We start from the raw sequence: 11973 nt of genomic DNA, 5'->3' as shown, positions 1-11973 counted from the left end.
CGAAGGGATCCGGACGTGAGCACACCCGCCAGTCATTCCGTCGTCGTCGGCCTGGACGGATCCGACGCCTCGACCGCCGCCGCCCTGTGGGGCGCCTCCGTCGCGTCGAAGTGGGGTGCCACACTGTCGCTCGTGCACGCGCTGCCGCAGGACGGCCCGCTGTACAGCCCGGCGGCGATCATGCTGGAATCGCAGTTCCTCAGTCAGCTCCGCGAGGACGGCGAGGCCATCATCGGGACGGCGAAGAGGCTGCTGGGGCCGAAGTTCCCCGGTCTCGAGATCGAGACGACCATCAGTCCCGGCCCCGCAGGCACCGCACTGCTCGAGGCCGTCGACTGGGCGCGGTTGATCGTGCTCGGATCCACGGGAGCGGGCGCGTTCCGTTCGGTGCTGGTGGGGTCGACGGCGCTGCACGTGGTCAACCGCGCCCCCTGCCCGGTGACCGTTCTCCGCGGCGAGGTCACCACGCCGGACCAGCGTCCGGTGGTGGTCGGGGTCGACGGCAGCGATCTCAGCAGCGAAGCGGTGGGTCACGCATTCGAGTTCGCGTCGTTCTTCGAGGCGCCGCTGAGCGCCGTCCACACCTGGCAGGGCTCCCCCACGCTCGGCGCCGGCGGCACCGGCATGCTCGTCGACTGGGACGCCGTCAGGCAGGAAGAGGAGGCGCTGCTCTCCGAGGGCCTCGCGGGTGAGGCGGAACGCTACCCGGACGTGGCCGTGACCAGGGTGGCCGAGCAGGGCGCCGCCGCGGACGTCATCCTGCGGCATTCGGCCGACGCCCAGTTGATCGTCGTCGGCAGCCACGGCCGGGGGGCGCTGCTCGGCGCGCTGATGGGTTCGACGAGCCAGAACCTGCTCCATCACGCCACCTGCCCGGTCATGATCTGCCGGAACGAGTGACGGTCGCCGGGGTCAGGAGATGCTCGTCCCCACCAGTTGGCCGATCCCGTAGGTGACGATCATTGCGAGCGCCCCACCCAGCACGACGCGGAGTACCGCCCGGGTGCGCCGCGCGCCGCCGAGGGCCGCGCTGACGGTGCCGGTGAGAGCGAGCGCGACCAGCACTGCGAAAAACGCCACCGGAATCCTCAGGTGCACAGGCGGTAAGAGGATCGCCAGCAGCGGGACGAGGGCGCCGAGCGTGAACGAGAGCGCCGAGGATCCCGCGGCCTGCCAGGGGTTGGTCAGATCGTCCGGGTCGATGCCCAGTTCGACGTCCACGTGCGCGGCGAACGCATCGTGATCGGTGAGTTCGCGGGCGACCGTCCGGGCGGTCTCGTCCCGCAGTCCCTTGTCCTGGTACATCGCGACGAGTTCCTCGAACTCGGCGTCGGGGGTCTCGGCGAGTTCGCGACGCTCCTTCGACAGCAGCGCGCGTTCGGTGTCTCGTTGGGTGCTCACCGAGACGTACTCGCCGAGCGCCATCGACACCGCCCCGGCCGCGAGGCCGGCGAATCCGGCGGTGAAGATCTCCGACCGCTCGGTGGTCGCCGCCGCCACCCCGACCACCAGACCGGCCGTCGACACGATGCCGTCGTTGGCCCCGAGGACACCGGCCCGCAACCAGTTGAGGCGGCTCGCCAGACTGGGTGCGTGCGGCTCGTCGGGGTGCCGGGACGGCTCGGCCCGCTCGGCGTTCTCTGCTGACATGCGTTCAGGCTAAGACGAAAAGGCCTGGTCGGATAGCCAGGCAAGGCTGCGCTCGGCTGCGGTGCACGGTTCCCCGCACACCGAAACCAAGCAGTTGCTAGGTTAGGCGCGATACCCTCACACGCTTGGAGTTCCTCATGCCGACACCCGCCACCAGCACCCCCCGACGTCCCTGCGCCGCACTGGTCACCGGCGGCACCGGCGGCATCGGCTCCGCCATCGCGCGGCAACTCGCGAGCCTCGGCCACGACGTGGCCATCACCTACCGGTCCAATGCCGACATCGCCGAGGACCTCGTCGGCGAACTGGAAGGCCGGGGCGTCGCCGCGCGGGCGTTCTCCGCCGACCTCACCGACCAGCCGCGCGTCGCGGGCGTCGTGAAGCAGACCGTCGAACACTTCGGCGGCCTCGGCATCCTGGTCCACGCCGCAGGCCCGCACGTCCCGATGATCCACCTGTCCGAGGTCGCGCCCCGGGACTACGCCGAGCACCTCGAGCAGGAGGCGGTCGCGTTCTTCACCGTCGTCAAGGCCGCCCTGCCCGCGCTGCGGGACGCGTCCGGTTCCGTCGTCGCCGTCACGACCGCGGCCACCAGCCGCTTCCCCGTGCGCGACGGCCTCTCCCCGGGAACGAAGGGCGCGATCGAACAACTGGTCAAGGGATTCGCCGCCGAGGAGGGCCGCTACGGCGTCCGCTTCAACTCGGTCGGCCCGGGGATGCTCACCGACGGCATGGCCGAGAGGCTCATCGCCTCCGAAGAACTCGATCGGCGCGCACTCGACGCCGCGATGAGCCGGATACCGCTACGCCGGTTCGGCACCGCCGCCGACGTCGCCGAGGCCGTCTGCTTCCTCGCCGGCGACCGGGCCGGATTCGTCACCGGGCAGAAGCTCGACGTCGACGGCGGATACACGGTCTGATCACCCGCCATGTGTAATGGACGCGTATGACTGACGCCGAGAACACCCGCCCGACGCCCCGCAGGCGTCGTGTTGCATGGGTGATCGGCGGCCTGCTCGTCGTGGTGCTCGCGGTGGAGATGGTCCTCATCTGGCCGGACCTGTCCGAGAGCGTCCAGAACCTCGGCGACCTCGAATGGGGATGGGTGGCCGCGGCCGTCGTCGCGTCGCTGGCGTCGATGTCGAGCTTCGCCCGCGTGCAGCGCTGCCTGCTGGGGGTCGCGGGCGTGCACATCAGGCAGCGGCAATCGCTGGCGGTGACGTTCGCGTCCAACTCGATGAGCGTGACGCTGCCGGGCGGCCCGGTTCTCGCGACGACGTTCACGTACCGGCAGACGCGGATCTGGGGTGCGTCGCCGGTGATCGCGACGTGGCAGCTGGTGATGGCCGGCGTCCTCCAGGCGATCGGCCTGGCGCTCGTCGGACTGGCGGGCGCGCTGCTCGTCGGAGCCAAGACCAACCCGTTCTCGCTGATCTTCACGTTCGGTGGCCTGTGTGCCTTCCTCGTCGTGGCCCAGTACGCCGCGTCGCGACCCGACGCGCTCGAGGGGGTGGGCATCACCGCGCTGCGCGGCGTCAACGCGCTGCGAAAGAAGCCTCCGCTGACCGGGGTTCGTCAGTGGAAGCACATCGTCGACCAGATGAGTGCGGTCCGGATGGATCGCCGCGACACGGCTCGCGCGTTCGGATGGTCGCTGTTCAACTGGATTGCCGACGCCTCGTGCCTCGCGTTCGCGTGCTACGCCGTCGGCGCCCATCCCGGGTTCGCCGGGCTCGCCGTCGCATACGCGGCGGGCAACGCCGCGGGTTCGGCCATCCCACTCCTGCCCGCGGGGCTCGGTGTCATGGACGCCGTGCTGGTTCCCGCCCTGACCGCCAGCGGAATGGCCGGCTCCGAAGCGGTGTCCGCGATCGTCGTCTATCGGCTTGTCAGCTTCCTGCTGATGGCCGCCATCGGCTGGATCGTCTTCGCGGCACGCTTCCGGGGTGCGCAGCACGGCGAGGAGGGCCCGGACCTCGAACCGCTGTGGGGTCGCGGCACCTGAACCCTCCCGCTGAGCGAGAGGACCGGGCCGAGGCCGCCGTCGACGGTCCTACCGTCGAGCCGTGACGAAACCGGAATCAGGTGCACAACAGGTTGTCGTCGTCACCGGCGCGGCCTCGGGAATCGGGGCGGGAATAGCGCGGCATGCGCACGCCCGGGGCATGGCGGTGGTGCTCGCCGACATCGACGCGGCCGCGCTCGACCGGGCGGCTGCGGACCTGGACGGCGCCCTCACCCGTGTCACCGACGTGTCCGACTCCCGATCCGTCCACGCACTGGCCGAACTCGCATTCGACTCGTTCGGCCGGGTGGACCTGCTCTTCAACAACGCCGGCATCATGCGGGCCGGATTTCTCTGGCAACTCGGCGAATCCGACTGGGACGCCGCACTCGGCGTCAACATCACGGGCGTCGTCAACGGGATCCGCGCGTTCGTTCCGCGGATGCTCGATCAGGGCGGCGCCGGCCGCGTCGTCAACACGGCGTCGGTCGGCGGCTTCGCACCCGGTCCGATGATGTCGCCGTACAGCGCATCGAAATTCGCGGTCGTCGCGATCACCGAGTGCCTGCAGATGGAGCTGAGCATGATCGACGCCCCGGTGTCCGCGAGCGTCCTCGCACCCGGGCCCGTCGTCACATCCGTGTTCGACAACCCGTTCGGGGCCGTCTCCCATCCGGCCGTCGATCGGATGGTCACGCAGATGCGCGAACTGCTCGACACCGACGGAGTCGACGCAGACACGTTCGCGGAGTTGGTCTTCGCGGGCATCGACCGCGGCGACTTCTGGCTCGCACCGCAGGGTGAGCACCTCGACACCATGGTCCGGCAGCACACCGCCACCATCCTCGAACGGCGAGAACCGGTGATCCGGCAGTCGTTTCGCTGAGTTCGGCACGTCCGCGAGATCCTCCCGCCGAGTGAGACATTCCGCGGACATCGACCGTTAGTTCTGCTACCTTTTGCCGAACCAAGCACTTGCTTGCTCATGTTGAAGGGGCGCCCATGCGAATTCGATCCTCAGCTCTCACAGCGGCGCTCGCCGCAACCGCACTCGCGCTCACCGGGTGTTCCGGCGCGGGCGCAGACGACGCCGACGCCGCCGGCGGCCCCTACCGGGTGCTCGTGACCGGCGGAATCAGCGGGCAGGGCGCGCTCGCCGCCAACGCGCAGACGTCCGTGCTCGCAGCGAAAGCGAGCGCCGAGGCCGTGAACAGGGCGGGCGGTGTCGGCGGACGCCAAGTCGAGATCACCGTCGTCGACGACGCGGGCGACGCCACGACGGCCGTGTCCAAGCTGCGGGAGGCCATCGCGTCGGGGAAGAAGCCCGACCTCTTCCTCAACTCCGGCCCGTCGACCATCACCACCGCGACACTGCCGATCCTCGCGCAGAACAAGATCCTCTCGTTCAACATCGGGCCCACCGAGGATTCGGCGAACCCCGAGAAGTACCCGCTCAACTTCGACCTCGCCTCGGGACCGGCCGAGAACGCCGAGACCATCGCCCGATACACCAAGGGCAAGGGCTACCAGTCTGTCGGCATCATTCACGGAAGCAGCGCCTACGGTGAAGTATTCGGGCAGGCGATGGAAGACGCGCTGGGCGGTGAAGGCGTGAGCAGCACCGGATCCGAGGAGTACGACACCGCGGCGCTCGACATGACGGCCCAACTGCAGTCGCTGAAGAACCGGGGCACACAGGCACTCGTCGTGGACGCCTACGGGGCACCACTCGGATACCTCCTCGCGAGCCTTCAGCGGCTCGACTGGAACATTCCGCTCGTCGGGAACACGTCGGTCGCGGGAACGTCGCTGGTCTCGAAGGCGGCACCGGAAGGTGTGCTGGGCACTCCGGCCACGGCGAACCTGGTCATGCACGTGCTCTCGAGCACGGTTTACGACGTGAACGACACCGCCGTCAACACCATGGTCGACAACATGAAGGCGATGGGCGACATCCCGTCGACGCTGATCCTCGCCGACAACTACGACGCACTGCCCCTCGTCGTGGCTGCCGCGAACAAGGCCGGATCCTCCTCCGATCCCGAAGCCCTCGCCGAGGCGCTCGAGAACCAGGAGGTCCTCGACGGCGCCGAGACCGCGTTCTCCCCGTCGTATCACTTCTCGGCCGACTCGCACGCGTCCAAGCCGGGTGACGAGGCGTACAAGTTCGTGCCGCCGAGCCCACTCCTCAACGGCCAGTACGGAAACCCGAGCGCGTGACCCCGAGCACAGGAGAAACCGGTGACCATCGTCTGGTCGGGCCTCGCGCTGGGGGCTGTTTACACGCTCGTCGCGATCGGCTACAACATCGTCTTCATCTCGTCCCACACGTTCAACTTCGCTCAGGCCCAGCTGATGATGGTCGGCACGTTCGTCGCCTACACCGGCCTCGTCACCCTGAAGTTGCCGATCCTCGTCGTCGCGGTGACGGCGACGGTCGCCGTGATGATCCTGGCCGGGATCGAGGAGATCGTCGCGGTCCGGCCGGTCCGTGATCACCAGAATCAGCTCGTCACCACGCTCGGCGCCGCGACCCTGATCAACGGTGCGACGCAGCTGATCTGGGGAAGCGAACCGCTCACCGTCCCGTTCTTCGGTTCGAACGATCCGATCACGGTCCTCGGCGGCCGCACGTATCCCGTCGAGATCGTGCTGCTGATTCTGGCGGTGGTGCTGGTGGTCGTCCTCGGCCGGGTCGGGACGAAGACCATGACCGGTCTCGCGCTCCTCGGCATCTCCGAGGACCGCGAAGCCGCCCTGTTGCGCGGCGTCAACGTCCGGGCGCTGGCCCTCGGTGCGTTCGCGTTCTCCGGCGCGCTCGCCGGTTTCCTCGGGCTCTTCGTGGGTCCCAAGACGTTCGCGGTGGCCACCCTGGGTTCGGCGCTGGCCATCAAGGGCTTCGTCGCCCTGGCCATCGGCGGATTCGGCTCACTCCCCGGCGCACTCGTCGGCGGCCTGACCGTCGGTCTCGTCGAGTCGTTCGCCGCTCTCGAACTGGGTAGCCAGTACAGCAACATCGCGGTCTTCGTCGTCCTCATCGCGATCCTCATGGTGCGTCCGGCCGGACTGTTCGGCCGGACGCGGGAACGGGTGGTGTAAAGAATGGCTCTGTGGCGCCTGATTCGATCGGCTCCGGGTTGGCTCTTCCCGCTCGCCGCCGGTCTCCTCGTGCTGTTCCTGCCCGAGCTCGGTCTCGGCTTCGCGCTGTCCCGGCAGGTGCAACTCGCCTGCATCCTCGCGCTGGTCGTCAGCGGCCTCAATCTCAGTCTCGGCTACGCGGGGGAACTCGCTCTCGGCCAGGCCGCGATGTACGCCGCCGGGGCGTATACCGCCGGGCTCATGTCGATCGCCGGGTACACGGACATCGTGTTGCAGCTGACCGTCTCGGGCCTGGTCGCGCTCGCGGTGGGGATCGTCACCGGAATTCCGGGATTGCGGCTCGGCAGTTGGTCATTGGCGATGACCTCATTCTTCCTCGTTCTGCTCGTCCCGGACATCATCGCCGTCTTCGGGGACACCACCGGCGGCCGCAACGGCCTCAGCGGGATCGAACCGGCCACCCTGTTCGGTGAGGCGATCGACTCCGACCGGTTCTACCTGGTCGTCGTGATCGTCGCGATCCTCTGGTTCGCGGTCCTGCGCAACCTGGTGGTCTCCCGGCACGGCATCGCGTTCCGCACCCTCAAACAGAGTCCCGTCCTCGCGTCCTCGGTCGGCATCTCGGTGTTCCGGATGAAGCTTCTCGGTTATGCGATCGGTGCCTTCCCCGCGGGCCTCGCGGGCGCCCTGTTCGCGAACATCGACATGTACGTCTCCCCCGAGGCATTCGGATTCACGTTCGCGACAGCAGTTCTCGCGGCATGCATCCTCGGGGGCGCGACCAGCGTCTACGGCGCGGCGGTCGGGGCGGCGATCATGCAACTCGGGCCGAACCAGTCGTCCGAGTTCCAGCAGTACGCCCTCGTCTTCTACGGCGGATTCCTGATCCTCGGCGGCGTCCTCCTCAGTGGTGGCCTCGCGAAGGTCGCCAGGCAGGCGACGGCGCGGCTGGACCGCGCGGCGGGCCTGACCGGCCGCGGAACACGTACCCGCCCCGGCGACACGGATCGACCGGCGATGGAACCGATGTCGGGTCAGGTGCTCGTGGTCGATGGCATCTCGAAAGCGTTCGGCGGCAACCAGGCGCTCGACGGCGCGTCGCTGCGTGCCGAACCGGGCAGCATCACCGCACTGATCGGACCGAACGGCTCGGGCAAGACCACGATGCTGAACATGATCTGCGGGTTCTACCGCCCCGACAGCGGGCGAATCCTGATCGGTGACACCGAGGTCCAGGGCAAGGCGCCGGAACGGGTCGCCGGAGGCGGCGTGGCCCGCACGTTCCAGACACCCGACATCCCCGACGGCGTCACCGTCCTCGAGGCCGTGGCCTCCGGCCGATACAGCACCGACCGGGTATCGATGCTCTCGACCGTCCTGCGGCTTCCCCGCCATCACAGGGTCCGCGCCGCCGACATCGCCGAGGCCGAGCGCGCACTCGACATCGTGGGACTGTCGCATCTACGCGACGAGACCGCGACCGCACTCCCGCTGGGAATGCGGCGGCTGCTCGAGGTCGCCCGCTCGGTGGTCGCCGAACCGCGGGTCCTGCTGCTCGACGAGGTCGCGTCCGGCCTCGACGAGGACGAAGTGGAACGCCTCGCCGGCCTGATCCGTCAGCTCAGCGACGCCGGCTGCACGATCGTGCTGGTCGAGCACAACTTCCGCCTGGTACTGGCACTCGCCGACACCATCGTCGTGCTCGCCCAGGGCCGCGTGATCGCCGAAGGTCCGCCGTCCGCGATCGAACACAACCCGCGCGTACTCAGCGAATACCTCGGCGTCGCCGCCGAGGACACGGAACTGGCCGGAGAGGCGACCTCATGAGCGAACAGACGACGACACCGCTGCTGAGTCTGCGGAACGTGCAATCCGGCTACGGCGACCTCCGCGTGGTGTGGGACGTCTCGCTGGACGTGTGGCCCGGCAAGGTCACCGCGCTGCTCGGCCGGAACGGTGCGGGGAAGACCAGCACCCTGCGTGCCATCTCGGGGCTGAACCGGGTGTCCGCCGGGACGATCGAGTTCGACGGCCGCGACATCGCGAAGGTGGCGCCGCACCGGCGGGTCCGCCAGGGAATGGCCTACGTGCAGGAGGGGAAGCGGGTCTTCCACCGGCAGACCGTGGAACAGAACCTGATTCTCGGCGGGTACGTCCGCAGGATGAGACGGTCGGCCGTCCGCGAAGAGGTGGAGCGGATCTACGACCTGTTCCCCGTCCTCGGCGCGAAACGCGGCCTGCTCGCCGGTGCGATGTCCGGCGGGCAGCAGCAGATGCTGGCGATCGGGCAGGCGCTGATGGCGAAACCCACCCTGCTACTGCTCGACGAGCCGTCCGGCGGGCTGGCGCCCGTGATCGTCGGCGAAGTCATGGACCGCGTGAGCACCCTCAAGGAGGCCGGGCTGGCGGTCCTGCTCGTCGAGCAGGCCGTCGACGCCGCGATGAGCGTGGCCGATCACGTCACCGTCCTCGACGTCGGACGCGTCGTCATGGATGCGGATGCGGGCGAGATCGACGACAGGGCGGTGATCCGGGACGCCTACTTCGGGCGCGTCGGCTAGCCGCCGAGGCGGCGGAACACGAGACGGACCGCGAGCCCCAGGTGGGCCATCACCTCGTCCACCGAGATGCGGCCCGCCACCCAGGACACCAGGCTCGACATCCAGACGTCGCCGATCACGCGGATGGCGTTCAACTGGTCGTCGGAGATCTCCTCGACACCGATGGTCTTGGCGAACATCTCCGTCATCAGGGCGCCGAACGCATCCAGTTCGGCCGATGCCGACGCGTCCGCGAACATGAACGCACGCACGAGGGCCTCGTACCGCGGCCGGTCCTTCTCCAGGACTTCGGTGTTCTTCCGGAGGACGAACAGGATCCGCTCCGACGGTGTGTCGCCGGGGATCGCGACGTCCTCGAACCGGGACCGCATACCCTCGAACACCATCAGCAGGCCCATCACCAGCATGTGGTTCTTCGACGGGAAGTACCGGTACACGGTGCCCAGCGCGACGCCCGCCCGATCCGCGATGGCCCGCATCTGCACGGCGTCGTACCCGCCCTCGGACGCGAGTTCCATCGCCGCGGCGACGATCCGCTGGTACCGCTCCCGCTGCGGGGCCTTGGCCCCACGCGAGGGCAGCTGCCCGTTGCGGAGCAACGACAACAACCCGTCGCGGCCCGCCGTCAGCGGCTCTTCAGCAGTGCTCATGGACGTCAGCCTAGCGACAGTCACTTCGCCGGCGTCGCGCGACGCCAACCCCATGTGAGTGCCAAAGTGTGCAGGAACACACTTTGGCACTCACGTGGGGTGGGAACGAAAAAACTCCGCTGTCGACGTTCTCGATAACGGAGTTTCTGTGAATCGTGGTGGCCAGGGCCGGGATCGAACCGGCGACCTTCCGCTTTTCAGGCGGACGCTCGTACCAACTGAGCTACCTGGCCGGACGGCACCCGAACCGAATGCCTATCGCATTGTGTTGCCGATACCGAGTATCGGCAACACACTTGCGACCCTGACGGGACTCGAACCCGCGACCTCCGCCGTGACAGGGCGGCGCGCTAACCAACTGCGCCACAGGGCCTTGCTTTTCCTGCTGTGCTCTACAAGTGTAAAGCGTTACTGCGTGTCACTTTTACTGCCGTCGAACCATACCGCATGCTCGACACCGGTCAAACGTACCCCCTACGGGATTCGAACCCGCGCTACCGCCTTGAAAGGGCGGCGTCCTAGGCCGCTAGACGAAGGGGGCCCGTCGGATCTCTCCGAACCAGTACCTCAACGGCGTTCCGTTGGGAGCTTGGATAGCTTAGGACACGGATCGAGAATTTCCCAAATCGCCAGGTCAGACTACGAATCGGGCAGTTCTGACGCGAAATCCGGCCATCCGTCCCTCGCAAACTTCTCCAGCCACTCGGGTGAAGCCATCGCCTCGAGGATCACCTCGAGCGATTCGACGAACCGTGCACCGAGGTCGCCCTCCAGCGCGGTCATGTCGGACATGTACCGCTGGCCGGCGAGAGACGCCGCCAGGACCCGGGTGAACTTCTCCGGGTCGGCATCGGCGCGCAGCGACCCGTCCCGCTGGGCGCGGATCGCGAACTCGTGCGCGGTTCGTCCCCACACCTGCGAGCCGCCGGACTGCACGTCCGGGTAGAACTCGGGTTCGACGATCAGCCGGAACTCGGCCCGAACGATGACGCTCGAATGGAACAGCTTCGCCAGGTCGATCACGAAACCGTGCAGGGCCTCGAAGGGCCCGATGTCCGTGCGACTCGTCCACCTGTCGGTCAGGGCGGTGAATTGCTCCACCCCGGACTGGAGGACGGCGCGGGCGAGTTCTTCCTTCGATTGGAAGTGGAAGTACATCGCCCCCTTGGTGGCGTTCGAGCCTTCGAGGATCGTGTTGACCGACGCCGCCGCATAGCCGCGCTTCGCGAACTCGATCGCGGCCGACTCCACCAGTGCAGCGCGAGTGCGTCGCGCACGCTCCTGCTGACGTGCCATGACGGTGAATCCCTCTCCCAAATGTAGTAACCCCCGCTTTCGCCCTACAGTGGCGAGCTTGGAGCCATACATAACAGTATCCCTGTTTTGAAAATAGCGACACAGCATTCTTAAGTTCATCAAAACTTCTCAAAAACATACTTGAATCCCGTTACGTAGCTGGAATCGGACCGCTGCCGAAAACACACCAAGTGGTATAATTTGGTTCGGCTCGGGTGCGCTGCAGGGGGTGCGCACCCGAGCCGACCCTTTCGATCCCCCGGGCGGCGCGCCGTGCCGGGGGTGCTGTTCTCTCGGTCACCGTCTGCGCACTAGACTCTGGCTCCGCGCCCCTATAGCTCAGTTGGTAGAGCTACGGACTTTTAATCCGCAGGTCGTAGGTTCGAGCCCTACTGGGGGCACCGTCCTGACCAGTTCATCCTGGTCAGGTAGTGCGATCGACGCGTTCGGAGCGGCGGAGTGGTCACCATGTGGCCGCCCGTCGACCGGACGGCGTACTCACAGTGGTCGCGGGGATGTCGAGAATCCGCGACCGGCTCCGTCCCCGCAGTGAACACGGCCACAATGGGCCGTACCTCACCAAGGAGTTCGCGATGGCCAAGTACCTGCTGCTCAAGCATTACCGCGGCGCGCCTGCGGCGGTCAACGACGTCCCGATGACCGAGTGGACGCCGGAGGAGATCTCCGCGCACGTGCAGTACATGCAGGATTT

At 67.7% G+C, this 11973-nt stretch carries 11 protein-coding genes, 4 tRNA genes and 1 pseudogene; 10 read left to right on the top strand and 6 right to left on the bottom strand.

Annotation, left to right across the window (positions count from 1 at the left end; translation table 11 throughout):
• Window positions 1-15: 15 nt before the first annotated feature.
• Complete coding sequence (locus MLGJGCBP_RS39620) at window positions 16-900, top strand: universal stress protein (RefSeq protein WP_160102719.1); 885 nt, start codon at window positions 16-18, stop codon at window positions 898-900.
• A 12-nt stretch (window positions 901-912) separates the two neighbouring features.
• On the opposite strand, the gene MLGJGCBP_RS39615 is transcribed toward MLGJGCBP_RS39620, so the two are convergent.
• On the bottom strand, window positions 913-1650 hold the full coding sequence (locus tag MLGJGCBP_RS39615) for a VIT1/CCC1 transporter family protein (protein WP_087557666.1): 738 nt from the start codon (window positions 1648-1650) through the stop codon (window positions 913-915).
• A gap of 137 nt (window positions 1651-1787) precedes the next feature.
• Between MLGJGCBP_RS39615 and MLGJGCBP_RS39610 the strand changes: the two genes are divergently transcribed.
• The 7 genes from MLGJGCBP_RS39610 to MLGJGCBP_RS39580 all read left to right on the top strand — a co-directional run bounded on the left by MLGJGCBP_RS39610 (window position 1788) and on the right by MLGJGCBP_RS39580 (window position 9315).
• Complete coding sequence (locus MLGJGCBP_RS39610; protein WP_160102717.1) at window positions 1788-2570, top strand: SDR family NAD(P)-dependent oxidoreductase; 783 nt, start codon at window positions 1788-1790, stop codon at window positions 2568-2570.
• A gap of 26 nt (window positions 2571-2596) precedes the next feature.
• Window positions 2597-3655: a lysylphosphatidylglycerol synthase transmembrane domain-containing protein gene (locus MLGJGCBP_RS39605; RefSeq protein ID WP_160102715.1), complete on the top strand. Its 1059-nt coding sequence runs from the start codon at window positions 2597-2599 to the stop codon at window positions 3653-3655.
• A 61-nt stretch (window positions 3656-3716) separates the two neighbouring features.
• Window positions 3717-4541 (top strand): SDR family NAD(P)-dependent oxidoreductase, encoded by an 825-nt coding sequence (locus MLGJGCBP_RS39600; protein WP_160102713.1) that lies wholly within the window; start codon window positions 3717-3719, stop codon window positions 4539-4541.
• 116 nt (window positions 4542-4657) lie between these two features.
• Entirely contained in the window at window positions 4658-5875 is a 1218-nt protein-coding gene (locus MLGJGCBP_RS39595; protein ID WP_087557670.1) for an ABC transporter substrate-binding protein, read from the top strand.
• 21 nt (window positions 5876-5896) lie between these two features.
• Window positions 5897-6754, top strand: coding sequence for a branched-chain amino acid ABC transporter permease (locus MLGJGCBP_RS39590; protein WP_160102711.1), 858 nt, complete (start codon window positions 5897-5899; stop codon window positions 6752-6754).
• 3 nt (window positions 6755-6757) lie between these two features.
• The gene (locus MLGJGCBP_RS39585; protein ID WP_160102709.1) at window positions 6758-8581 is read left to right on the top strand and encodes a branched-chain amino acid ABC transporter ATP-binding protein/permease; all 1824 of its coding nucleotides are present in this window, start codon (window positions 6758-6760) and stop codon (window positions 8579-8581) included.
• Window positions 8578-9315: an ABC transporter ATP-binding protein gene (locus MLGJGCBP_RS39580; protein WP_160102707.1), complete on the top strand. Its 738-nt coding sequence runs from the start codon at window positions 8578-8580 to the stop codon at window positions 9313-9315. The genes MLGJGCBP_RS39585 and MLGJGCBP_RS39580 overlap by 4 nt, the downstream gene beginning before the upstream one ends.
• Here MLGJGCBP_RS39580 and MLGJGCBP_RS39575 read toward each other — a convergent pair.
• The 5 genes from MLGJGCBP_RS39575 to MLGJGCBP_RS39555 all read right to left on the bottom strand — a co-directional run bounded on the left by MLGJGCBP_RS39575 (window position 9312) and on the right by MLGJGCBP_RS39555 (window position 11261).
• Entirely contained in the window at window positions 9312-9965 is a 654-nt protein-coding gene (locus MLGJGCBP_RS39575) for a TetR family transcriptional regulator (protein WP_160102705.1), read from the bottom strand. The genes MLGJGCBP_RS39580 and MLGJGCBP_RS39575 overlap by 4 nt on opposite strands.
• Window positions 9966-10121: 156 nt before the next feature.
• Window positions 10122-10198 (bottom strand) — tRNA-Phe (locus MLGJGCBP_RS39570).
• 66 nt (window positions 10199-10264) lie between these two features.
• Window positions 10265-10338 (bottom strand) — tRNA-Asp (locus MLGJGCBP_RS39565).
• 95 nt (window positions 10339-10433) lie between these two features.
• Window positions 10434-10506, bottom strand: a tRNA-Glu gene (locus tag MLGJGCBP_RS39560).
• Between the two features lie 98 nt (window positions 10507-10604).
• Window positions 10605-11261 (bottom strand): TetR/AcrR family transcriptional regulator, encoded by a 657-nt coding sequence (locus MLGJGCBP_RS39555; RefSeq protein ID WP_160102703.1) that lies wholly within the window; start codon window positions 11259-11261, stop codon window positions 10605-10607.
• 328 nt (window positions 11262-11589) lie between these two features.
• Here MLGJGCBP_RS39555 and MLGJGCBP_RS39550 point away from each other — a divergent pair.
• Together MLGJGCBP_RS39550 and MLGJGCBP_RS39545 are read left to right on the top strand one after the other, a co-directional pair.
• Window positions 11590-11662, top strand: a tRNA-Lys gene (locus MLGJGCBP_RS39550).
• A gap of 114 nt (window positions 11663-11776) precedes the next feature.
• Window positions 11777-11973 (top strand): annotated as a pseudogene (locus MLGJGCBP_RS39545) (YciI family protein); the annotation flags it as partial.

It is taken from the genome of Rhodococcus sp. T7, from assembly GCF_009872365.1.
Classification (GTDB): domain Bacteria; phylum Actinomycetota; class Actinomycetes; order Mycobacteriales; family Mycobacteriaceae; genus Rhodococcus_F.
Note: the sequence above shows the minus strand (reverse complement) of the source record. Positions and strands in the feature narration are given on the sequence as shown.